Source organism: Arthrobacter sp. 01T419 (genome assembly GCF_056398865.1).
In genome coordinates, this window is record NZ_JBFTQF010000005.1 from 91,345 (window position 1) to 114,412 (window position 23,068).

18 protein-coding genes and 1 pseudogene are annotated in these 23,068 nt (G+C 63.7%); 9 read left to right on the forward strand and 10 right to left on the reverse strand.

Annotated features, from left to right (window positions below):
• From AC1DLO_RS09495 to AC1DLO_RS09515, 5 genes are all read right to left on the reverse strand, one after another.
• Positions 1-465, reverse strand: coding sequence for a hypothetical protein (locus AC1DLO_RS09495; protein WP_476889901.1), 465 nt, complete (start codon positions 463-465; stop codon positions 1-3).
• Entirely contained in the window at positions 462-3,650 is a 3,189-nt protein-coding gene (locus tag AC1DLO_RS09500; RefSeq protein WP_476889900.1) for an efflux RND transporter permease subunit, read from the reverse strand. The genes AC1DLO_RS09495 and AC1DLO_RS09500 overlap by 4 nt, the downstream gene beginning before the upstream one ends.
• A 268-nt stretch (positions 3,651-3,918) precedes the next feature.
• Positions 3,919-4,737, reverse strand: a complete 819-nt coding sequence (locus AC1DLO_RS09505) for a hypothetical protein (RefSeq protein WP_476889899.1) — start codon at positions 4,735-4,737, stop codon at positions 3,919-3,921.
• 869 nt (positions 4,738-5,606) lie between these two features.
• Entirely contained in the window at positions 5,607-8,744 is a 3,138-nt protein-coding gene (locus AC1DLO_RS09510) for a PAS domain S-box protein (protein WP_476889898.1), read from the reverse strand.
• 212 nt (positions 8,745-8,956) lie between these two features.
• A complete protein-coding gene (locus tag AC1DLO_RS09515; protein ID WP_476889897.1) occupies positions 8,957-9,847 on the reverse strand; it encodes a ribonuclease Z in 891 nt (296 codons plus the stop codon).
• A gap of 104 nt (positions 9,848-9,951) precedes the next feature.
• On the opposite strand from AC1DLO_RS09515, the gene AC1DLO_RS09520 reads away from it, so the two are divergent.
• Together AC1DLO_RS09520 and AC1DLO_RS09525 are read left to right on the forward strand one after the other, a co-directional pair.
• Positions 9,952-10,956, forward strand: a complete 1,005-nt coding sequence (locus AC1DLO_RS09520; RefSeq protein ID WP_476889896.1) for a dienelactone hydrolase family protein — start codon at positions 9,952-9,954, stop codon at positions 10,954-10,956.
• Between the two features lie 28 nt (positions 10,957-10,984).
• On the forward strand, positions 10,985-11,641 hold the full coding sequence (locus tag AC1DLO_RS09525) for a DNA alkylation repair protein (RefSeq protein ID WP_476889895.1): 657 nt from the start codon (positions 10,985-10,987) through the stop codon (positions 11,639-11,641).
• Between the two features lie 62 nt (positions 11,642-11,703).
• Here AC1DLO_RS09525 and AC1DLO_RS09530 read toward each other — a convergent pair whose 3' ends face one another.
• Positions 11,704-12,426: an S-layer homology domain-containing protein gene (locus AC1DLO_RS09530; protein WP_476889982.1), complete on the reverse strand. Its 723-nt coding sequence runs from the start codon at positions 12,424-12,426 to the stop codon at positions 11,704-11,706.
• A gap of 240 nt (positions 12,427-12,666) precedes the next feature.
• Positions 12,667-13,176: pseudogene (locus AC1DLO_RS09535) on the reverse strand (polysaccharide deacetylase family protein); the annotation flags it as partial.
• A 341-nt stretch (positions 13,177-13,517) separates the two neighbouring features.
• On the opposite strand from AC1DLO_RS09535, the gene AC1DLO_RS09540 reads away from it, so the two are divergent.
• The 5 genes from AC1DLO_RS09540 to AC1DLO_RS09560 all read left to right on the forward strand — a co-directional run bounded on the left by AC1DLO_RS09540 (position 13,518) and on the right by AC1DLO_RS09560 (position 18,294).
• Entirely contained in the window at positions 13,518-13,712 is a 195-nt protein-coding gene (locus AC1DLO_RS09540) for a DUF1918 domain-containing protein (protein WP_184735479.1), read from the forward strand.
• A gap of 73 nt (positions 13,713-13,785) precedes the next feature.
• Positions 13,786-14,274: a DedA family protein gene (locus tag AC1DLO_RS09545; RefSeq protein WP_476889894.1), complete on the forward strand. Its 489-nt coding sequence runs from the start codon at positions 13,786-13,788 to the stop codon at positions 14,272-14,274.
• A 32-nt stretch (positions 14,275-14,306) separates the two neighbouring features.
• Positions 14,307-15,110, forward strand: a complete 804-nt coding sequence (locus AC1DLO_RS09550) for a thioesterase family protein (RefSeq protein WP_476889893.1) — start codon at positions 14,307-14,309, stop codon at positions 15,108-15,110.
• Positions 15,110-15,880 carry a lipoate--protein ligase family protein gene (locus tag AC1DLO_RS09555; RefSeq protein ID WP_476889892.1) on the forward strand — a complete coding sequence of 257 codons (771 nt, stop codon included), beginning with the start codon at positions 15,110-15,112 and terminating at the stop codon, positions 15,878-15,880. The genes AC1DLO_RS09550 and AC1DLO_RS09555 overlap by 1 nt, the downstream gene beginning before the upstream one ends.
• 107 nt (positions 15,881-15,987) lie before the next feature.
• A complete protein-coding gene (locus AC1DLO_RS09560; protein WP_476914469.1) occupies positions 15,988-18,294 on the forward strand; it encodes an FdhF/YdeP family oxidoreductase in 2,307 nt (768 codons plus the stop codon).
• Here AC1DLO_RS09560 and AC1DLO_RS09565 read toward each other — a convergent pair.
• The 3 genes from AC1DLO_RS09565 to AC1DLO_RS09575 form a co-directional block, all read right to left on the reverse strand.
• The gene (locus AC1DLO_RS09565) at positions 18,291-18,965 is read right to left on the reverse strand and encodes an MBL fold metallo-hydrolase (protein ID WP_476889890.1); all 675 of its coding nucleotides are present in this window, start codon (positions 18,963-18,965) and stop codon (positions 18,291-18,293) included. The genes AC1DLO_RS09560 and AC1DLO_RS09565 overlap by 4 nt on opposite strands.
• On the reverse strand, positions 18,962-20,047 hold the full coding sequence (locus AC1DLO_RS09570) for an S-(hydroxymethyl)mycothiol dehydrogenase (RefSeq protein WP_476889889.1): 1,086 nt from the start codon (positions 20,045-20,047) through the stop codon (positions 18,962-18,964). Before AC1DLO_RS09570 ends, AC1DLO_RS09565 begins: the two co-directional genes overlap by 4 nt.
• A gap of 238 nt (positions 20,048-20,285) precedes the next feature.
• Positions 20,286-20,543 (reverse strand): mycoredoxin, encoded by a 258-nt coding sequence (locus AC1DLO_RS09575; RefSeq protein WP_476889888.1) that lies wholly within the window; start codon positions 20,541-20,543, stop codon positions 20,286-20,288.
• A 156-nt stretch (positions 20,544-20,699) separates the two neighbouring features.
• On the opposite strand from AC1DLO_RS09575, the gene AC1DLO_RS09580 reads away from it, so the two are divergent.
• A complete protein-coding gene (locus tag AC1DLO_RS09580) occupies positions 20,700-21,461 on the forward strand; it encodes a DeoR/GlpR family DNA-binding transcription regulator (RefSeq protein WP_476889887.1) in 762 nt (253 codons plus the stop codon).
• 119 nt (positions 21,462-21,580) lie between these two features.
• Positions 21,581-23,068, forward strand: coding sequence for a mannitol dehydrogenase family protein (locus tag AC1DLO_RS09585; protein WP_476889886.1), 1,488 nt, complete (start codon positions 21,581-21,583; stop codon positions 23,066-23,068).

Here is a 23,068-nt window from a genome sequence, read left to right on the forward strand (position 1 = left end):
TCAGTGGGCCGTATCGAATTCCTCGCCGAACAGTTCCTCGGCCCCTAGCGTTACCACCACCGTGCCGACCGGCGGACCCTCTCGCAGCAAGGCGGCTTCGCCGGCGATTCGCTCGATACTTACCGCCTGGCGGACATACACACGGAGCTCCGGATTTGTGTAGACCCAGGTCCTGCCCTGGCTGTCGTACAGGATCGCCCCGTAGGGGACGGTCAGCTTCCCCTGCGGACCAGACGCGGCCATCCCGGTTTTCAGCCCCAGCCGTTCGACGGCGCGTTCCGTCAGGGTGATGCGGTGCAGGTCTGTCCCCGGGACTTCTTCCAAGGTGGCAGGGGTGTCTGCGGCAGACACGGCTTCGGCTTGCGGCTGGGAACAGGCCGGCAGCGACAGCGTCAGGAACGCGGCCACCACCAGAGCGATCAGGAGCTTGGTGATGTGGCGCCGTCGGGAAGCTAGCTTTTTCATGGTGCATCCTCGCTCTGTGCCCGGAGCAGAGAATCGTTCCGGGTTGCGGTCCTAGGCGCCCGTTCCAGTCCGAATCGAAGCAACAATGTGGGCAAGACGAATAGCAGGAAAGGAGTCGTGGTCAGCAACCCGCCCCAGATGATGACGGCGAGCGGTTGGATGATTTCCCTTCCGACCACGCCGCCGAGGAGCACGAGCGGCAACAGCGCCAGCCCGGTCATCGCGGCCGACATGAGAACGGGAATCAACCGGTCCCGCGCGCCTCGGACCACGAGCGCGGATACGTATGTCTCCCTGCCCTCAGACCCCAAGCTTCGGGCGTGCCATATCAGCAGGATGGAACCACGCACAGCGATGCCCAGGACGGCGGAGAAGGCAGGAAGCGAGATCAAGGAGTTGATTCCGCCCGTCATTTGGGCGGCGAGCACCCCGCCCGAGAGCGCCGCAATCAGGCCCAGGAAGACCGCCGCACCTAGCCGCCAGCTTCCCAGCGCCGTCTGGAGAAGCACGAGGATTCCTGCCGCAGCGACCGCCGCCAGCAGCCACAGCCACCGGGCGCTATTCTGTTGCTCTGCGTACTGGGTGAGGATTTCCGCATGGTACGAGAGCGGGAACTGCACTTGCTGCAGGCCCTTCTCGATGTCCTGCTGCACGTCGTTGAGCGCGCGCCCCTGAATCTCAGCCTTCACATCGATCCGGCGCGAGGTGTCATCGTGCAGAATGACCGCCTCGTTCCCGACAATGTTGACTCGGGCAACGTCGCCGAGGCGTACGTGCCCGCCACTTGGGGTGTCGATCAGGAGCTCGCGGACGCTGGTAAGGCTGTTCCTGGTGGACGGGGTGCCTTTGACGATCACCGAGAAGACTTTTTGTTGCTGGTAGATGTTGCCGACTTCGATTCCCTGCAGCAGGGCAGCGGCCGCGCGCCTGACATCGCCTGGGATAACGCCCGCCTTTTGGGCCGCGGCAAGGTCAACCTGGACCTCGACGATTGGTTGTTGGGCGGGCGCATCGACATGGGGATTGACGACGCCGCCGGTCCGAGCCAGGATCTGCCGCACCTCCTCTGCCTTCTGGCGGAGCGTGGCCATATCCAGGCCGTAAACCCGGACCGTGAACCCGGGGTCGGCGGCCTCATGGATTTGGTCGATCTTCTCCTGCGGGTACGTGGATACTTTGCCGGTCAACCCTGGGTACCCAGCTACAACGCGCTGGACAGCGGCTGCCGTGTCGCGGTAGGAAGCCTCCGCGGAAAGGGTCACCCAGAGCTCCCCGGCGCTGATGTCACCCACCTGGTCCGAGGTGATGGCGCGGCCGACATGTCCTCCCACATTGGCCACGCCGGGAAGTGCCCGGAGTTCTTGCGCGGCCGCATCAGTGATCCGGCTCATTTCCTGGTCTGATGTGCCGGCGATCGTACTCCACTGCACCACGAGGGTCTTGTCCGGCAGGACGGGCACCGTCGGATGGCCAGTGGCCAGCTGGGGCGCGAGCGCAAGTCCGGCGAGGGCGATGGCCGCGGCGCCCGCGAAAACCCACCGGGCCTTTCCTTCCACCCGGGACAAGGCACGGCCGTATCGGCTCTGAACCCGCCTTAGCGCGCGGCGGTATCCGCTGTGGACCCGGCCCAGTGGGCGTCCTTCCCTTGCGATGGTCCGGCCGACGGGCAGGACGAAGACCAGCGCCGTGGTTACGGTCAGCGCAACGATCATCGCGACAGCCAGGGTGAGCAGGTAGGAAAGGAGTAGCGGTCCGAAAAGTGCTCCGTCCTCGCCCGGCACGAAGAATACGGGCAGCACAGACAACGCCATGATCAGCAGAGAGTAGAGAATCGGCGTTCGCACTGCCCGCAGGGACGCCGTCACCAAGGTGTCGCTCGAGTCAGCGACGCCGGACCCGGCGCCAGCCCTGCCAGCGCGGACTGCGCCATAGAGGTCTTCGGCGACGTCACCAACGATGACGGCCAAGGCCAGGATCATTCCGGCCAGGACCATGGTGTTCATCCCGGTGCCTCTCAGATACAGCACCAAGGCTGCCGCCGTCAGGGAGGCCGGAATCGTAACCAGGCTGATGACCGCGGTGCGCCAGGAGCGGAAGAACGCGCCAAACATCGTGACTATCAGCAGCAGCGAGACAAGCAGCGCGACACCAAGCGTGCCGACCTCTTCTTGGATGAACGCTGCTTGTCGGTAGACGGTGGTATCGATCGTGACGCCGGACAGCCCCGGCTGGAGGGCATGGAGCGCATCATCGATGCCCCGGGTCACGTCCCCCGTGTTCGTCTCCGGGAACTTCTCGATGACCAGGAGCAGTTCGGCATCCTCGCCGGACAGTGCATCCCCGATCAGCGGCTGGTGGTCGGTCACGACGTGGGCGACATCGCCCAACACGAGTTTTCCGGCGGGCCCCTCTAGGCTGATTTGGCCCAGATCCTGCGGCGTGGTGATCGGCAGGACGTGCTGCACTCCGAGCCGCTGGTGGTCGGTCTCCAGAAAGCCGCCGGTGCCGGGTGTGGATGCCTCAAGGTAACTCAAGGGCGACACCCACACAGCGTTGCCGGTGGTAGTAATGACCTCGTCCAGCGTCACGCCCTTGGCCTCAAGTTGCTCAGGATCGACCAGGACCTGCAGTTGCTGGTCCCGGAGGCCCCAAATAGCCACGTTCGCGACGCCGGGCACCGCGAGGAGGCCGGGCTTCATGGTCCAGCGGGCCAGAACAGACATGTCAATGGCCGACATCTCTTTGGAGGTCAGTCGAATCATCATGACCCGGCTCGTCGATGAGAGCGGCTGCATCAGGACGGGCGCGGCAGAAACGTTCGGCAACGCGCGTGCCTGGGTCAGACGTTCAGACACAAGCTGGCGGGCCCGAAAAAGGTCGGTCCCCGGCTTGAACACCATCTGGATCGATGACAGGCCCGGGACGGATTTGGAATGAATGGCTTCCACCCAGGCCACACCGTTCAACAGGTCCGCCTCCATGGGGGAAGTGATCAGCTGTTCAACTTCCGCGGCGGAGAGCCCCAGGGCCTCAGTCTGGATTTCAACCTGTGGAGGGGCGAATTCCGGGAAGGCATCAACTGCCATGCCCGGCAGGCTCGTGAAGCCGAAACCAAGGATGCCCACCGCCAATGCCAGGACCAGAAACCGGAACTGGATGACCCACCGGAGGATCATGCTCATCATGGCCGGTAGCCCGGTTCTTGGGGTGTGAGGGAGAAGCCATAGCGGGGAGAAGACACTCCAGAATCAATTTCCGGTAAGTGCCCGTTGGAAATGTAAGATCCCCGGTACCTGTCCACCACGCGGCTCCTTGGAGCAGTGCCAAAGCGCCCCCAGACGTGTACGTCCATCATGATCCCCGGGCAAACCCCGGGTCAACGATCTGTGTGAGGATTCTCAGGATAACAACAGGGAAATTTCCTTCTTTTCACAAGTGATAGTGGTAAGGGCGCTAGCCGCCGGAGACCGGCGTCGCTATCTCGGCGTGGGGCGTTGTGCCGTAAACACTCGCACTGACCTGGTAGGCGTGCCCGTCCATTTCCAGTGCTTGCTGATTGATCTCACTCAGCTTGGAGCCTGCGAGCGCCTCCGCGGTGATGAGGTCCAACGACTCTTGGTCCGCACCGCCAACCGCTGTCACTTTCACCAAGCCCGTGCCCGCTGAATAGAGTTTTTGCTGGTGGCCCACAGACGGTTCCAGGGGATTGTATTCGTCAATGACCAAGACATCGTCGTAGCACGCGGCGGGGACGCACACCCGCTCGTGCTGCTTGAAGACAGTTCCGCAATCCAGGAAGCCCACGTCGGGTGCGTGGGCCTGGACGTACCCGGGGGTACCGGTCAGGGGCTGATCCTGCATGGCGATCCCTGCCTGGGCCTTGGAAATGCCGCTAATGAAAGTGCGGGGCGCGCCGGTGAAAGTGCCGTTCTCGTACTCTTCCGGGTACTCCCCGAAGAGCCAGACCGCTCCCTTCTCCGTCTGGGCAAAGAATGCCAGTTCGGATTCCACCAACTGCCCGTCGAAGTAGTCCCGGTCCCACATCACGAGGGTCTTCACGCCGTCTATCACCTTTGTCAGTCCGGTCACGGAGTGGACGACCGTGCGCTCGGAGGTGCCATCGGCGCTCTTGACCGTTCCCTTGGTCGTGTACTGCATACCGGGCTTCAGCGGAAACCACTTGTTGTCTATCTTGGGCGTCGACTGGAAGGCGGAGCGGTCATAGTGGATGGCGGACCCTGCCCCGCAGAGCTCTGCGGCGTCCGAAGTCACGGTTGGGGTCACAGTTGGCGACGCCGACCCCGACGCCGGCCCCGGCCCTGTCGGTGTCCCCTTTGACGTAGTCGGGGAGGGCGTACCGACTGGCCCTGAACACGACGCGACGGCGGACATTGCCAGAAACAGCGCGAGTGCGGAACCCAACGCTGTTAGTCGTTTACTTGTCTGGAACATCTCGGTGTCCTTTCACGTGTGGATTTGTTGCTTGGGCTAGTTCCCGTGGATGGCGTTTCGAGGTCTGCGCTCTTTCGCGACAGGGAGTTAACGGATGCCCAGTCTGGGGCCTGCATCCCTGCGCATATACCGGGCGATGAGGTATTCATAACAGGCCGAAGAAAGGACGCCCGTGGCGAGGGGCCAGAGTTCGCTGCCATGGAGAATTAGCCGCCCGGCCCGGCTCTCTGCAGCAGACAGGACGTGGAAGCGGACCATGTATTCGCCTCACTGTTTTCATGCCGCACCACCCACGGTCCAACTTTTCTCAATTGTGCTCCGGCAGGCGCAGAAAAAGAACAGACCGCCCGTATCGTCTCATCGGCGGCCGTCGCCTGCCGCGGGTCCAGCGCCCAAGGGTTAGCGCCAGCGAGGGCTCCCTTTGGCACGCTGGGGGGCCGGCGGCGTCTGGGGTAGAGAGCCCCGAGCCCCGGGCTCCAGGGGCCCTCCCGCCGTCGGCCCCGTCAAATGCCGGTCCCGGAGGGCCGGCTGGTCTGTCTCAAGCCGCGGATGTGTTCCTGTGTTAATTCAACAACTTTCTCCGCCCTGAGGCACGAGTGCCGCCTACTCGTTTTCCAGACACCATCGGCCCAACACGCGGGCGGCCTACCCAAGTTAGACATTAGGGTAAGGAAGCCATCCCTCGAATGCTATGCGTGGGCCTCATCCGAGGCGCTCAGGGCCAAGGCGTTCTCCAACTCCTTATCCACCCGTGCCAGCTCGGCAAGAAGGCGGGTCAGCAGCTCGGTACTGGATTGGCCACCGTCCTTGCGTCCAAGATCCTCCAGTTCCTGGCACAGAGATGCAACACCGGTGGCCCCGATATTGGCCGCGGCGCCCTTGAGTGTGTGGGCTGCATGTTCGAGCGCGTCTCCGCCGCCATCATCCAACGCATGGCGAAGCGCAGCCATGCTGGCGGGGATGCCGCGCCGGAAGGCGCCCGCAGCTGCGGGCAAGAGCCCACGACCGTCCGCCGGACCCAGTTCGCGAAGAACCGCGAGGCGTCCCGGATCAACGGCCGGGGCTTCAGCTTCGGGACTAATTCCGCGGCGGACCCACCGCTTCAGCGCTTCATCCAGCGCAGCCAGATCGACCGGTTTGCTGAGGTAGTCATCCATGCCTGCCGAGAGGCAGCGCTCACGGTCTTCGTCCTGGGCGCCGGCGGTCATGGCGATGATGGGCAGGCGCGCGGAGCGGTTCCCCTGCGCCCGAATGCTCCTGGTCGCTTCGAAACCGTCCATGACCGGCATATGGCAATCCATGAGCACAGCCGCATAGGAGTGGGCGGCGATGGCGGAGACAGCCTCGGCACCGTCGGCAGCCACCTCGGCTTGGTAGCCCAGTTTCGCAACCATTTCGCAGGCGACGAGCTGGTTCACTTCGTTGTCCTCCACCACCAGGATCCGGCCCAGGGAAGGCCTGTCCGGCGTTGGGGGCCGTGCCGGTGCGGACGCGGGTTCGGTCGCTGCGTTGCCAGCCACCAGCCGCATAAGTCGGTCGTAGAGTTCCGACCCGCGTACGGGTTTCGTGAGCCATTCGCCGATTCCGGCATCAGTCATGTCGGACTTGGACACCTGGGACGCGGACGTCAGCATCATGAGCCGGATGCCACGCAGCGCGGGGTCGCCGGTGAGCTCGTGGGCAAGCTCGAGGCCATCCATGTCCGGCATGCACATGTCGAGCACGGCAACGTCGAAGGGTTGTCCGGTGGTGGCCGCCGTCCGGGACCGGTCGAGGGCCGTTCGCGCGTCGGCTACCGCATCCGGCCGCAGTCCCCACGTGGTCAATTGCGATTCCAACACGAACCTATTGGTGGCATTGTCGTCGACCACCAGCACACGCAACCCTGCCAACAGGCCCGGGACCGGAGGGGCAGGAACCCGTTCAGGATCCTTAGCCACCGGCAGGCGGATGGCGAACCAGAACCTGCTGCCTTCACCAGGGGTGCTGGTCAATCCAATCTCCCCGCCCATAGCTTCAGTCAGACGCCGGCATATCGCCAGCCCCAGCCCCGTTCCGCCATATCGGCGAGTGGTGGAGGCATCGGCCTGGGAAAACGAATCGAACAGGCGCAGATGATCCGTGGCCTCGATACCGATACCGGTATCACTTACCTCGAACCGCACCAGCGCGGTTCCCGCGTCCTGGTCGACGACGTTCACCCGGATGGCGACTTCGCCGGACGCGGTGAATTTTACGGCGTTCGAAGCCAGATTCAGCAGGATCTGCCGGATCCGGCCAGCATCGCCGGCTAGCTGGCCAGGAACATCGGGGTGGCAATACGCGATGAGTTCCAGACCCTTGCCCTGTGCCGCTTCGGCCAGGAGCCCGGCAACTTCCTCCATCAGATACTGCGGGTCAAAGGAGGTGATGTCCAGGTCAATTTTCCCGGCCTCCAGCTTCGAGAAATCCAGGATGTCGTTAATCAGGGTCAGCAAGGCTCCGGCAGCGGTTTGAACCCCTTCGGCGTATTTGCGCTGTGCTTCATCCAGCGGCGTGTCCAGCAACAGCGTCGTCAGGCCTATGACTCCGTTCATGGGGGTACGGATCTCATGGCTCATCGTCGCAAGGAACTCGGACTTCAACCTGCTCGATTCCAGGGCCGCCTCCCGGGCAGCCAGCAGCTCGGCTTCAGCGGCTCGCCGCGCGGTGATGTCCTGCCCGATGGTCGCAATTCCGATGACCCCGTGTTCGCCGCGGATCGGGGAGACCGTCAAGGACACTGGCACGATGGACCCATTCTTGCGGACCCGGTCTGTCTCGAAGCTACGGGCCTGCCCACCATCCAGGACGGCGGCCAGCACCTCGTCCTCGGCCTGGAGGTGGTCCGGAATGAGCAGCCGGACGTCCCGGCCAATCGCTTCAGCGGCGGCGTACCCGTAGAGCTTCTCGGCCCCAGGGTTCCAACTGGTGATAAGGCCCGCCGGTGTCATGCCAATGATCGCGTCAGCCGAGGACTCAACGATGGCGGCCAGGCCCTCCAGTTGGGCGAGCGCCTCCCGGGCCTGGTCCTGTGCGCGTTGGCGGGAAGTGACGTCGCGGAAACTCCAGACCCGTCCGACGATCTCATCTCCGACGAGTTGGGGCCGGGAGTAGCGCTCAAATGTCCGCCCGTCACGGAATTCCAACATATCCAGGCTCTCCGCTCCCGGATCGGCGTACAGCTCCTGGACCTTGCCTATGAAGCCGTCGGGATCCATGAGTTGATCCAGGACGAAAGCCAACAACCGGCCGTCGTCGTGGGACTCCAGAAGATCTGCAGGGATGCCCCACAACTCGGCGAACCGTTCGTTAGAACCAGCAATGGTACCGTCCGCCGCGACGACCAGAATGCCATCCGCTGTGGATTCCAGGGTGGCACTGAGCAAAGAGAGGGCGTCACGGAGTTCCGCGTCAACGCGGCTGCGGTCACTTACTTCGCGGATGGAGGCGACGAGATGCATGCCGGGTCCGACCCCGAGGGGAGCGAAGCTGACCTCAATGGGAAACTCGGTGCCGTCACGGTGACGGCCGAACAGTTTCAGGTCTGTCCCCGCCCGATGTATTCCCGGATCACTGGCAAAGAGGTCCCGGATGGCGCCGCCCTGGCCCTGGAACCGCGCCGGAAGCAGCATCTCATAATGCCTGCCCAGCAGCTCGCTACGCGAATAGCCGAAGAGTTGCTCTGTGTAGGCGTTGCCGAATGTGACCTGTCCGTCCTCGTCGATCACGAGCAAAGCGTCGGGCACTGCCTCAACGAGGCCCCTGTAAGAACCGACGCTTTCCAGCGGCTGCATCTCGTTTGTCATTTCGGCCCCCAGAGCTGAATAGATGACAAGCCCGCCCACATCCGCGGACGCCTGGGTGTGACCGGTGTGGCCCTCCCCACGGACAGGTTATCCGGGAACCGACCCGAAAGCACGACCAAATTTGCCATGTACTTCCAACGCCTTCATGAGCCGCCATTGCGTCGCGGTTCGGAGCGTCCGGGGGGGCGGAGGATCCGCTTCGTCGGCGCTCTCTATCCCCATCGCTGCCGCTTCGGGAAGGGAACCCTGTCCAGGTCGTTTGCGGCGACGACGGCGGTCGCGCCGGACCGCGCCCGGGCCTGACCCTCAAGCATGCTGACATCGGTGTAGCGTGAGGAAAAGTGGGTAAGGATGAGCATGCCCGCTTCAGCCGTGGCAGCCAACGCCCCTGCCTGCCCGGCGGTGAGGTGGCGGTACTGCGCGGCGAGGTCGCCGTCGTCATCGCTGAAAGTGGACTCAGCCACGAGCAGGTCGACCCTCGCGGCGAGTTCCTCCGCACCGGCACATGGGGCCGTGTCCATCACGAAGGCGAAGCTCTGTCCGGGCCTCGGCGCGCTCACGTCCTCCAAGCGCACGCCGCCCAGGATCCCGTCCCGCTGCAGGACGCTGACGTCCGGTCCGGTAATCCCGGCCGCCGCCAGCCTCTCCGGCAGGAGGCTCCGACCGTCGGGCTCGACAACCCTGTAGCCGTATGTCTCGATTCGATGGAGCAGCGGGCGCACCTCCACCCCGGCGGCGATGGGCCCGGCGCTCCCGTGCGGATGAAGCCGAAGGTCGATTCCGGGAGACGCAACGGCGACAAGCGCGCGGATCATGTCTTCGCCGGACGCAGGGTAGTGCAAGTGGATTGGATGCTCCACGCGGTCCAAAGCCATACGCGAAAGGACGCCGGGCAACCCGAAACAGTGGTCGCCGTGGACGTGTGTAACACAGATGCGCGTGATCTGGCTGGCCGAGACGCCAGCTTGGATCATCTGCCGCTGGGTACCTTCTCCCGGGTCGAAGAGCAGGCCCTCGCCATCCCAATGGAGCACATATCCGTTGTGGTTGCGGGTCCTGGTCGGGACCTGGGAGGCTGTGCCGAGAACCACGAATTCACGCATGGAACTGAGTGTCTCACTACTTGGCGGCTACACCCATCCTCGCGGGCTCCTTGCCGGAAGACGGTCTTGGGAGGAAGATATGCGGCAAACTCAGGAGGCCTTTCGTGACCCAGCTTGGCAAATTTGAGAAGTACCTGGTCGAGGAATTCTTTGACGACTACCGTGCCGGAGACATGTCCCAGGACGCGTTCATTCGTAGGGTGGCCTTCATTACCGGGAGCATGGCCGCCGCTTCGTCAACAATGCTGCAGCTCGGTTGCACACCGGAGGAAGTCCCGCGTAGCACCGACCCCATGCCGAACTCCAAGGCTTCGCCGGCCCAGCTGCCAAGGGCCGCGACCCCAGGGGACACAACGGCCGGCGTGGCCAATGCCGGGCCAGTACCGGGGGCGAAGAGTCCGCTTTCCGTACCTGAGGGCGCGTCCGGCCTGGTGACGGCGACCGTCCGGTTCCCCTCCGACGGTACCGAGATCAGCGCCTACCTCGCCAGACCGGAGAAAGCCGGTGCGGGGCCGGCGGTGCTCGTCTGCCATGAGAACCGCGGACTTACCCCGCATCTCCAGGACGTGGCGCGCCGTTTTGCCAAGGCAGGATACGTCGCCTTGGCACCGGATCTCCTGAGCCGGGAGGGAGGCACGCGGAGCGTGGATGCCGATGCCGTCCCTGGAGCGCTGACACGGGCAGGCGTTGGGCGTCATGTTTCCGACTTTTCCGTGGGTTTCGACTACCTCCGATCACTGGATTTCGTGGACGGGGAGCGGATCGCGATGAACGGCTATTGCTTTGGCGGCGGCATCACCTGGCAGGCAGCGACTGACATACCAAGGCTGAAAGCCACAGCGGCCTTCTATGGACCCGCACCTGACCTGGACAAGGTGCCATCGATCAAACCAGCAGTTTTTGGCGTCTATGCCGAACTCGACCAGCGCATCACCGGCGCGATGCCGGCACTTCGGGATGCACTGGCAGCCACTGATGTTCGCCACAAGCTCAGTGTTTATCCGGGCGTCGACCACGCATTCCACAACGACACCAGCGAGCGCTACAACCAAGCCCAGGCCACTGCCGCTTGGCAGGACATGCTTTCGTGGTTTGAAGAGTACGTCTGACCGGACACTATTGCGAAAGAATGTTCGCATGAGTGACGCAGCCGGGTTCATCGACGAAGCTTTACGCCGTGAAGGCTCGTGGATCCGTGCGGAGCAGGCGCAGGCGCGGTTGGGAAACAGGCTAAGTCACTATGGGTCCTCGACCGGGGCTATCCGAGGGACGGTTCGCGACATGCTCCGCCGCTACCCGCAACTCGGGCATGACGAGGTCACTGCCTTGAGCTCGGAATTGTGGGAGGTTCCCGTTTTCGAGCGACGGCTTGCGGCAGTTGTCCTGCTGCAGTCCAACGTCCTTCTGCTGACGAATACCGACTTGACGCGCCTTGAGGGCTTTATCCGTGAAGGAAGGATGCGCGATCTGGTCGATCCGCTCGCGGTTGACGTGATTGGACCTTTGATTGCCAGGTTGAAAGGGCAAGCGAAGACCCGGGCCGGAAGCGTGCTGGTTCGCTGGGTGCGGGAACGTGACGAGTGGCTCTGCCGCGCCGCCCTCATGTCGCCAATACGGGCCCTATGCGCCGGAGGAGGCGACTGGGACGCGTTTCTGGGCCATGCCCAGCTGGCGCTCGACGCCGCTAGGGAGACCGGCGGTGAAGCAGACATAGTCAGGGAGGCGGTTTCCGCCGTGCTGAGTGAGGTTGCCAAACGCAGGCCTGACCTGCAATTCCCGTCGTCAGTCGCTTGACCCGGCTTGCGGTGTCCGCGCCGATAGCGCCCGCAAGCCCGAACCAACTCGAACCAACCCCGTCAATTCCTTGGGAAGCTGGTGTTGTAGCGATACATGAAGGCCGCCACCGCGTCCCGGTTGACGGGTGTGACAGGCCGAAAGGTCCTGGTTCCGTTGGTTTCGGTCCAACCTTTGGAGATTCCTGTGGACGAGAGCCACGTGATTTCCTTATAGAACGGGGCCTGGGGCGACACGTCGGTGAAGGGCGAAACGGCCGGGGCTGTGAAGGCAGGACTGTGTGCGAAGCGGTACAAGAAGGCTGCCGTGGCATCACGGTTCACGGCCTGGAGCGGGCGGTAGGTCCTGGTCCCGTTTCCTTCATCCCAACCGGTGGAGATGCCCTGGGCCGCCAGCCATGAGATCTCTTTGTAGAACGCAGTTTGAGGTGTCGTGTCGCTGAAAGGCGAAACGGCTGGGGGAGTGAACGCGGGACTGCCGGCGAGTCTGTACATGAAGGCTGCCATGGCGTCCCGGTTCGCGGCCTGCAGCGGGCGGTAGGTCTTGGTCCCGTTTCCTTCGTCCCAGCCGGTGGAGATGCCCTGCGCCGCCATCCAGTTGATCTCAGTAAAGAACGGGTAACCGACGGGAACGTCAATGAACGGACTCGATGCGGGGGGTGGCGGTGGCGGTGGCGGCGGCGTCGATTGTCCCAGCGCCTGGGCCACGGTTTTGACCGACGTGGTTCCGTTGGCGGTCCGGGCGGCCAGCCAAGTAACAAACGTGTCAAAGAGCGTCGGGCTGATGGTCAGCGTGGGATCAGTTCCGACCGCGATGTGGTGGAACGTCAGCTGAAGCCACCCGCCAGTGCTTTCGGCATTGGTGACCAGATCCTCCAGATTCTGAAGGGTCCAGGTGCTGTCGACTTCATCCGGAGCCTTGGTGACCAGGGGGTTTGCCGGAGGAAGGGTCTCGGCGAACGGGCAGCTCGGGCAGCTGGCGGGTGATCGGATGTCGCCCAGACCCCGTCCGCTTGCAAATCCGCAGTTCTTGACCTCAGTCTGGACGGTCGCGTTTTCCGCGGCAAAGGGATAGGCGAAGTTGCTCACCTGGAATCCCCAGCTTTCCAGCGTCGATTTGCCGTTGCAGATTTCCGCGCTTGCGGCCGCGGCAGTGAGAGTGGTCAGATCCGGGTGGGTGACTGTATGGCCGCCGATTTCATTGCCGTCGCCGGCGATGGTTTGCAGATTTGCTTGGGTCAAGTAGCTGGGCGTGCCGATCCAGCTGGTGGTGATGAAGAAGGTTCCCACCAGCCCGTGGGCCTTGAGCACCTGCTCTGCAGCGAGTTGATTGTCGTTGCCGTCGTCGAAGGTCAGGCTCACGATGGTCGGGGCTGCGGCATGGGCGGGAACGGCGATTCCGCCGAGGGTCCCCGCCGTGAGCAACAGGACGCCCATAATGGACATCAACTGCTTGTTCTTGTTTGGGTTGTTCAGGCGGCGGGACTCGCCTGTCCGCAGGCCCTGCTTCTTGTGATACTTCTGTAACCAGCGCATGGCTCCTCCAAGAGACGGAGGACCCCCAGGCGCGTATGAATGTAGGGTACGCCTTCAATCCCGCGGGTTGAACAGAAGGGGCGGGCAAAAGCCGAATTCACAGCTTGCGTTCAGGTTCTAGGGTGCTCGACGGCGGCCACTGCGTACCAGAGACGGGTCGCGGCATCGTCGAGCTTCTCAGTCGTCAAGCTTCTCAGGGAGTGCGTTCTAGTGGTACCAGGGCAATGTTGCAAGCGGCGCCAGCAACATTGGGTTATCCCACATCGCAAGCTAGATGCCCACCGGCAAGCTGTTCCCACGGCAGCCCAACACTCGTAATCTGATCCTGGGAGGTGGTTCCTGTGGAAGCAGCCCAGGGAGATCGGATCATCATTCATGGCAGGACTGTCGGCGCGTCCGACCGGCACGGAGAGATTATCGAAGTCCGCGGTGCCAATGGTGCGCCGCCGTACTTCGTGCGCTTTGACGACGGACACGAGACCATTCTGTACCCGGGGGGAGACTTCACCGTCGACCACACAGGACGGGCGACCTAACCCCGGACCGGCCGCCTTCGCGGGTGAGATAAGGTAAGACTTACCTGCTGAGGAGACCGGGGGAGGGCAACGCGTGGAGCAGATCCTTGACCTGCCCTTCGAGGTGGCCCTCGTGTCGCTTTTCGCTGTGGTGATGGTCCGGGTCAACGCGACGTATTGGATCGGCCGTGGCGCGGCGGCGGGATTGGACCGCGCGCGTTTAGCCGGCGCCTTGCATCGCCCCAAAGCAGCCAAAGCGCAGGTTCTGATACAGCGCTTTGGCCCCTACGCCGTCGTACTGACTTTCCTGACTATCGGACTCCAGACTGCCGTCAACCTGGCCGCGGGGGCCGCGAGAATGCCGCTCAGGAGGTACCTCCCTGCGGCTATGGCGGGTTCCGCGATCTGGGCCTTCGTGTACGCCACCATTGGGCTTGCGGCAATCGAAGCGTGGCTCGCCGTCATGGCGGCCTCACCTTTGGGCGCGGTTCTCCTGGTCCTCGCCCTTGCCGGGGTTGTTGTCTTCCTGGTCATCTGGCGTCGACGTCGGACGCCTGTGGCGCCAGAAGATACAGTGGTCTGAGTTCCACTACCGGACAGGCGAAAGGGCAGGCGTTGAGTATTGAGCTTCCGGACCTCGCGGAAGGCGACTTCTACTACGAATCGCTCGGAGATGGGCGGTTTCGCTCAACTATTCACGCGCAGGGCGCGTGGAATCCGCATGAGCAACACATGGCGCCCGCGTCGGGGATCTTGGCTGATGCCCTGCTCCGCCATGAGCCTCGCGACGACGTCCGGATGGCCCGCCTCAGCTATGAAATCCTGGGACTGATCCCGGGCGGCGAGTTCGAAATCACCACCAGCACGCTCCGCCCGGGCAGAACGATTGAACTGATCCAGGCGGAGCTCTCGGCGGCAGGCCGCGTGGCTATCCGGGCCACCGCCTGGAGGATGGCGACCAGCGACACGAGTGCCGTCGCCGCCATCGAAGACGTCGCAATGCCGGCCCCGGACGAATGCAAGCCATGGGACGGTGCCAGTGTGTGGCCGGGCGGCTACATCCGATCTTTGGAAATGCGGATAGCCGAAGGACACCGGGCAGGCTCCGGCAAAGTCTGGATCCGCACGGAGCATCCCCTCACCGATGCGGCGGATAGCCGCGATCTCGCGAGGCTCGTCGGACTCGTTGACACTGCCAACGGCATTGCCGCCCGCGTTTCGCCCGGGAAAAACAGCTACATCTTCCCGAACCTTGACCTCCAGATCCACATGTACCGGGAGCCTGTGGGGGAATGGCTTGGCTTGGACAACATGGTCTCCTTTGGCAATGACGGCATCGGCCTCACGTCCACGGTGCTCCACGACATCAGCGGCCCCTTTGGCCGCGCCGAACAGATCCTCACACTGAGGAAGGGTTGATGGAGTCCACCGGAGCGCAGCGCACGCTGACTGTGGTGCGACAGGAAGAATCGCTCGGCGTCGCTGATGACCTGGATTTCGGGATCGAGCTCCTGAACCGGGCCCGCAGAGGGCTGCTGGGGCCAACACTCCGCCTGTACCGGCCCCGCCCCACGGTCGCTTTCGGGCAACGCGACGCCAAACTGCCGGGATTCCAGGCCGCGTCCTCGGCTTGCCGGGACCTGGGGTTCGAACCTCTGATCCGCAAGGCGGGAGGAAGGGCTGCGGCCTACCATCGGGGCACCTTGGTGATCGACCACGTCGAGCCGCACCCCGACGCCATTGCCGGAGCCAAGGCCCGTTTTTCATTCTTTGGCGAGTTGCTGGCGGGTGCTCTCCGTCGCGTAGGGGTGCAGGCCGCCGTCGGGGAGATTCCCGGTGAGTACTGCCCGGGTGAGTTCAGTGTCCACGGCCTGGACCCGGATTTTCCGGCACACCAGATCAAGCTGATCGGCACCGCCCAAAGGGTGGTCTCCGGCGGATGGCTGTTCAGTTCGGTGATCGTGGTCGAGAACTCGGCTCCCATCCGGGAAGTCCTCACGGCCAGCTATGAAGCGCTCGGCCTGGAATGGGATCCCGGCACCGCGGGGGCTGCCAACGATCTCTTGCCGCAGCTGGACGTTCCCACCGTGGAGGCCGCCGTCGTCGAAGCCTACGCCGACTATGCGGAACTGCTCGACGGCGATTTCCAGGCGCTGCTACCTGCGACGAGCACCAGCCTGCCGTTGTAGACGGATACTGCCAGGACTACGCTTGAGGCCACAACTATGTGGTCCCCGGGCGGTGGCTTCCGACCCGATGTTGAACGTGCCGCCCTCCTGAAGCGAGGTGGTAAGCAATGGACAAGAAACCATCCGTTGTCCACGATTCCGACGCGGACCTCACCGTCGGTCCGCCCAAACGATCCGCTGCGGGGTTGCCCAGCCTGGTTGAATCGTTGCCGCATTCGTTGAGTCAAATGGGCCCGGCCCGCATGTGGAAGTCCCTTCGCGCCATGAACCAGAAGGATGGCTTCGACTGTATGAGCTGCGCTTGGCCCGATCCTCCAGAGCGGAAGCTGGCCGAGTTCTGCGAGAACGGTGCGAAGGCCGTCGGGTGGGAGGCGGATCCGCTCAAAGTTCCGTCCACTTTCTGGGACGAGAACGACGTCGAATCCCTCGCGCAGCGCTCGGAGTACTGGCTTGGACAGCAGGGCCGGCTGGTGGAACCCGTCTACAAGCCCGCTGGTTCGAGCCACTACCGCCCCATCAGCTGGGACAACGCGTTCCGGATTGTGGCCCGTGAACTGAACGCGCTTGATTCACCGGACGAAGCGACTTTCTACACGAGCGGACGGACCAGCAACGAAGCCGCGTTTGTCTACCAGCTCTTTGTGCGCGCCTTCGGGACCAACAACCTGCCGGACTGCTCCAACATGTGCCACGAATCCACCGGTCTGGCCCTCGGGGAGACACTCGGCGTCGGCAAGTCCGCAGTCACCTACACGGATTTCGCCAAGGCGGATTTGATCATCATCATGGGCCAGAACCCGGGGACCTGCCACCCCAGGATGCTCACGGCCCTGGAAGAGGCCAAGCTCGCAGGTGCCAGCATCGTCGCCGTGAACCCGCTCCCGGAAGCCGGGCTCATCAACTTCAAGAACCCCCAACGTCCCCGCGGCCTGGCGGGCAAAGGAACGGACCTGGCAGACCAGTTCCTCCAAATCCGCCTCGCAGGGGACATGGCGTTGCTTCAAGCCGTGTCCAAGCGTGTCCTGGAAGCAGAGGAAGCGGCCCCGGGTGCAGTGCTGGACCACGCGTTCATCGAGGAACACTGCCAAAGGCTGGAAGAGTTCAAAGCACACCTTGAATCCTTGGACGAACAGGACGTCCTCGCCGCAACGGGCCTGCGGACCCAGGAAATCGACGAACTCACGTCCCGCTACCTGCGTGCCGAAAAAGTCATCGTTACCTGGGCCATGGGCCTGACCCAGCACAAGAAGGCCGTGGCAACCATCAAGGAGATCGTCAATCTGCTCTTGCTCCGCGGTAACATCGGCAAACCCGGCGCCGGCCCGTCGCCGATCCGCGGCCACAGCAACGTCCAGGGCGACCGCACCATGGGCATTTGGGAGAAGATGCCCGAACCGTTCCTCAACGCCCTGCAGCAGGAATTTGGATTCGACCCGCCGCGGCACCCGGGCGTCGACTCCGTCGATAGCATCCGCGGAATGCGGGACGGCCGGATCAAGGTGCTGGTCGCCCTCGGTGGAAACCTCGTGCACGCCGTGTCGGACACCACCGCGGCTGAGGCCGCTGTCCGGAAGACCAGGTTGTCCGTCCAGATTTCCACGAAACTCAACCGTTCCCACGCCGTGGTGGGCGAACAAGCAATGATTTTGCCGACGATGGGCCGAACCGAAATAGACCGCCAGGCCAGCGGCGAGCAGTTCGTCACCGTCGAAGACACAGTCTGCGCCGTTCACCGTTCGGCAGGCAGGCTGGAGCCGATCTCCGATAAGGTCCTGTCCGAAGTGGCGATCGTATGCCGCATGGCACTCGCCGTGCTCGGTGACAAGGTCCCGGTTGACTGGCCAGGTTTTGAGGCGAACTACGATGCCGTGCGCGATCACATCTCCCACGTGGTTCCGGGCTTCGAAAACTTCAACCAGAAGGCCCGGAGCCGCGACGGTTTCGTCCTACCCCACGGTCCCAGGGACGAACGGAAGTTCCCCACCGCCACAGGCAAGGCAATGTTCACCGTCAATGATTTGGAGACCATCCAAGTCCCGCCGGGGCGCCTGCTTCTTCAGACAGTCCGCTCCCACGACCAATTCAATACGACCACCTACAGCATGAATGACCGCTACCGGGGCGTGAAGAAGGGCCGCCTGGTGCTTTTTGCCCACCACGATGACCTAGCCGATCTGGGCCTCGCCGACGGCGGCTACGTTGACGTTCACAGCGAAGCGGACGACGGCGTGGACAGGGTCCTGCGCCAGCTGCGGTTGATCGCGTACCCCACAGCCCGTGGATGCGTGACGGCCTACTACCCGGAAGCCAATGTCCTGGTACCCCTCGATTCGACGGCAGAAGGCAGCAACACTCCGGCGTCCAAGTCCGTGGTGGTGCGCCTGGAACCGGCCGCACCACCGGACTTTGGCTAGTGCCCCCGGGCGATCCATTCCTCCAAGTGGGGCGCCTCGGCGCCAACGGTGGTGGAGTCGCCGTGGCCTGTCAGGACCAGCGTGTCTTCCGGCAGCGTCAGGATCTTAGAGCGGATGGAGCCGATGATCGTAGGGAAATCGCTGTAGGAACGCCCGGTGGCACCCGGTCCGCCCTGGAACAGCGTGTCGCCACTGAACAGTACTCCGGAATGATCGGTTCCTTCGCTCTCCAAGTGGAAGGACACCGAACCGGGGGAGTGACCCGGTGTGTGGATGGCGCTGAGCCGGGTACCGGCGACCTCGAAGATCTCGCCGTCGGTGATGCCGGCGTCGGGATCGGCATCAGGGTAAACCGCCTCCCAGAGCATCCAGTCGTCACGGTGCAAGTGGATCGGCGCACGGACGATGTCCCGGAAAGCTCCAGCGGATCGGATGTGGTCGTCGTGGCCATGCGTGAGGAGGATCGCTTTGACGGTGCGGTCACCGATCGCCTCAGTGATGGCCGCCGGCTGGTGCGCGGGATCGATCACGATGCACTCGGAATCGTCTCCAACGATCCACACGTTGTTGTCCACATCCCAGGTGCCGCCGTCCAGCGAGAACGTGCCGGACGTGACTACGCGCTCAACGCGGACAGTTTTGGTTTCAGGGGCCAGGGTTTCATCCGTCACAGTTCAACCACCGATCGAAGGACGGAACCCGAGTGCATCTTGTCGAATGCGTCCTCGATATCGGCGATTCCGATCCGCTCCGTGACGAAGGCGTCGAGATCGAGCTTGCCCTGACGGTAGAGGCTGACGAGCATGGGGAAATCGCGGGAAGGCAAGCAGTCGCCGTACCACGAGGACTTCAGGGAACCGCCCCGGCCGAAGACGTCCAGCAACGGGAGTTCGAGAGTCATTTCCGGCGTCGGGACACCCACCAGCACTACCGTGCCGGCGAGGTCGCGGGCATAGAAGGCTTGCTTGTACGTTTCGGGGCGGCCGACGGCGTCGATCACCACGTCTGCGCCAAAACCGCCGGTGAGTTCGCGGATCTGCTCAACGGGATCTCCCTGGGAGGAGTCCACTACATGCGTGGCGCCGAGTTCGCGTGCGCGGTCCAGCTTTTTGGCATCAATATCGACGGCGATGATGGTGGTGGCGCCAGCCAGGGCGGCGCCCGCGATGGCGGCTACGCCAACACCGCCGCAGCCGATAACGGCCACGGAGTCGCCACGCTTCACGCCTCCCGTGTTGATCGCCGCACCGAGCCCGGCCATCACACCGCAGCCAAGCAGTCCGACGGCGGCAGCATCGGCGTCGGGGTCAACCTTCGTGCATTGCCCCGCGGCGACGAGCGTCTTCTCCGCGAAGGCGCCGATGCCGAGCGCGGGGGAGAGGACGGTGCCGTCCTCGAGGGTCATCTTTTGTGTGGCGTTGTGCGTGTTGAAACAGTACTGGGCCTGGCCCCGGTTGCAGGCGCGGCAATTGCCGCAGACTGCCCGCCAGTTCAGGATCACGCGGTCTCCGGGAACGATGTCCGTGACGTCCGGGCCGACGGCGCTCACAATGCCGGTTGCTTCATGCCCCAGAAGGAAGGGGAAATCGTCGCTGATTCCGCCCAGCTTGTAGTGCAGGTCTGTGTGGCACACGCCGCTGGTCAGGATGTCTACCAAGGCTTCGCCGGGGCCCGGCTCCGGGACGAGGATTGTTTCCAGGGTGACGGGTGCACCCTTCGAGCGGACGATTGCCCCTTTGACTGCGTGGACCATGGATAACTCCCCTTTGAGGTTCGTGGACCGCGGACGTGTTGCCCGGGTCTGATCTCAAACTGTCTATCACATGGGCAGGACCAGTGACTAGGGTTGTTGCGCTTTGAGCGGCATGTTGCGCAATGCGCTACGAAATCCGAAGGACGGCGGAAGGGCACCCTCGCGAACTGGCAGCAGATGACCGTCCCCGTCGATTGTGGGGGAATCTGTTGCCAGTTCGCGCAAATGAAGGGGCGAATCAGGCGGCGAGACGCTTCTCGACTTCGGCTGCCGAGGGGTTGGTGGCAGCAGTGCCATCCGGGAAGAGGACCGTGGGGACCGTCTGGTTGCCGCCGTTCAACTTCTCCACGAGTTCGGCAGTGCCCTCAACCTTTTCGATGTTGACCTCGTTGTAGCCGATGCCCTTGGCATCCAGCTGCTTCTTGAGGCGGTTGCAATAGCCGCACCAAGTGGTCGAGAACATGGTGATGGTGCCGGATTCGGGGGTGAAGTCCACGGATTTCTCCTGTCGTCTGTGTTGGAACTACTCGCGTCAACGGTAACCCGACGGGTCCTATTCCTCCGTTTGCATGTGTCACATGACACTCGCGTAGCGAATCGGGCACCGATATGGGCTGGTTCGGGCGCCCGTTCAGGCATGAGAATAGGGGGGGTGGATTCGGAAAACCGACATGTGAAGATTTTGGGCCTGGCCCGCGAACGCGGCCGGGTGGAAGTGGCTTCACTTGTTCCCGAACTCGGCGTGGCGGCAGAGACAATCAGGCGCGATCTTCGAGTCCTCGTCGATCGTCGGGTTCTCCGGCGCGTACATGGCGGGGCGGTGGCTGTCGAGAGCGCCGGGCACGAGTCCGGCATCGACTATCGGACTCAGGCGAACGTCGGTGAAAAGCGGCGGATCGCAGCTGCTGCAGCCCAGCTGCTTCGCGGTGCCGAGACCGTGTACATCGATGAGGGGTTCACCCCGCAACTCATTGCGAAGGAGGTCGGCGGGCTGGGGCGCTTGACGGTTGTCACGTCTTCGCTGCTCGCGGCACAGGAGCTAGCTGAATGCCCTCAGGTCACAGTGCTTTTGTTGGGTGGCCGGATGCGGGGCCGCACTCGGGCCACCGTGGACCATTGGGCACTGCGGATGCTCAGTGAGATGGTCATCGATGTGGCATTCCTGGGCGCGAACGGCATATCGCGGGACCGGGGCCTGACCACGCCGGATCCGGCAGTGGCTGCGGTTAAGCAGGAAGCGGTCAGGCGGTCGCGTCGACGGGTGCTGGTCGGGGTCCACACCAAATTCGGGGTGAGTAGCTTCTGCCGGTTCGCCGATCTTTCCGAGTTCGAGGCGGTGGTGACCGGAACCGAATTGTCGGTGGCCGAGGCACGGAGGTATGAGGCCATGGGCCCACGTGTCATCAGGGCATGACCGGCGAGAAGGCTCCCGCGTGGACGATTCCGGCAGCGTCTCCACTCGGGCATGACTCGGTCAGCGTGGGGGCTGATTCGGGCTAGGGACCTTCGCGGAGGGTGAGCACATAATCGGGGATGACCAAACTCCGACGCCACACCCTTCCAGAACTCGACGGCCGGATTGCCGTGCCCGGCTATGATCGCGGGTGCGTGAGCGCGGGAATCGCCCATATCGGGGTGGGCGGATTCCATCGCGCACACCAAGCCTTGTACGCGGACAGGCTCCTCAACAACGGCCGTGGCCAGGGCTGGGGCATCGTCGGAATCGGCCTCATGCCCCAGGACGCCGCGATGCGGGACGCGCTCGAGCAGCAGCACCTCCTCTACACCGTCACGGTCAAGCATGCCGACGGGACACTTGAGCCGCGGGTGGTCGGCTCGATCGTGGACTATGTCTTCGCCCCCGACGACCCCGAGGCCGTCCTCGAGGTGCTGACGGATCCGACGATCCGCATAGTGTCCCTGACCATCACGGAGGGCGGCTACCACTCGGACCAGATGACCGGTGGCCTCGAACTCGACGACCCTCTGCGTGCCGACCTCGTAACCGGAGCAGCCCCACGGACCGCGTTCGGGTTCATCGTAGAGGCTCTGGCCCGGCGTCGTGCCGCTGGTTCCCAGCCGTTCACCGTGATGTCCTGCGACAACATCCAAGGCAATGGCACCCTGGCGCGGCGGGTGATCACGGAGTTCGCCCGCCTCCGGAATGCGGAGCTCGGCAAGTGGATCGGGGCAAACGTAGCGTTCCCGAACTCGATGGTCGATCGCATCACCCCTGTCACTACGGAAGCGGACCGGGAAATGCTCTCCCGCGAGTTCAGTCTTGAAGACAGCTGGCCGGTGGTGTGCGAACCGTACATCCAGTGGGTCCTGGAAGACGATTTCCCGACCGGACGGCCGCCGTTCGAGGCGGTCGGGGTGCAGGTGGTCGACGACGTGCTCCCTTACGAGCTCATGAAACTCCGGCTCTTGAATGCCGGCCATCAGGCCCTCTGCTACCTCGGCTATCTGGCCGGCTACCGCTACGCCCACGAAGCAGCCCGGGATCCCTTGTTCTCACAGTTCCTCCTCGGCTACATGGTGCATGAGGCCGCGCCGACTCTCGACCCGGTACCCGGCATCGACCTTGAAACGTACAGTCGCGAACTCATCGAACGCTTCGCGAACCCCCATGTACGGGACACCTTGGCCCGCCTCTGCGCCGACAGTTCCGACCGGATCCCGAAGTTCCTCCTTCCGGTCGTGAACCACCACCTTGCCCGCGGTGGAGACGTTCGTCGCTCGGCGCTGGTGGTGGCCGCTTGGGCGCGCTATGCCGAGGGCATCGATGAGCAGGGCGGAGCGATCGACGTCGTTGACCAGCGCCGTGAGGCGATCCTCGCCCGGGCGAAGCGGAACCGCCAGGAGCCCCTGGCGTTCCTCGAGGACGAGAGCCTCTTCGGTGGTCTTCGCCACGATCCGGCATTCACTTCCTTGTATTCCACGGCACTGTATTCCCTCCACGAACAGGGTGCCCGAGCAACGTTGGAGCGCTGGGCATCCACCAGCGGAAAGGACTCCTGA

Coding starts and splice junctions, on each gene's coding strand:
- AC1DLO_RS09495 (WP_476889901.1), bottom strand. CDS start 465: ATGAAAAAGCTAGCTTCCCGACGGCGCCACATCACCAAGCTCCTGATC.
- AC1DLO_RS09500 (WP_476889900.1), bottom strand. CDS start 3,650: ATGATGAGCATGATCCTCCGGTGGGTCATCCAGTTCCGGTTTCTGGTC.
- AC1DLO_RS09510 (WP_476889898.1), bottom strand. CDS start 8,744: ATGACAAACGAGATGCAGCCGCTGGAAAGCGTCGGTTCTTACAGGGGC.
- AC1DLO_RS09515 (WP_476889897.1), bottom strand. CDS start 9,847: ATGCGTGAATTCGTGGTTCTCGGCACAGCCTCCCAGGTCCCGACCAGG.
- AC1DLO_RS09525 (WP_476889895.1), top strand. CDS start 10,985: ATGAGTGACGCAGCCGGGTTCATCGACGAAGCTTTACGCCGTGAAGGC.
- AC1DLO_RS09555 (WP_476889892.1), top strand. CDS start 15,110: ATGGAGTCCACCGGAGCGCAGCGCACGCTGACTGTGGTGCGACAGGAA.
- AC1DLO_RS09560 (WP_476914469.1), top strand. CDS start 15,988: ATGGACAAGAAACCATCCGTTGTCCACGATTCCGACGCGGACCTCACC.
- AC1DLO_RS09570 (WP_476889889.1), bottom strand. CDS start 20,047: ATGGTCCACGCAGTCAAAGGGGCAATCGTCCGCTCGAAGGGTGCACCC.
- AC1DLO_RS09585 (WP_476889886.1), top strand. CDS start 21,581: ATGACCAAACTCCGACGCCACACCCTTCCAGAACTCGACGGCCGGATT.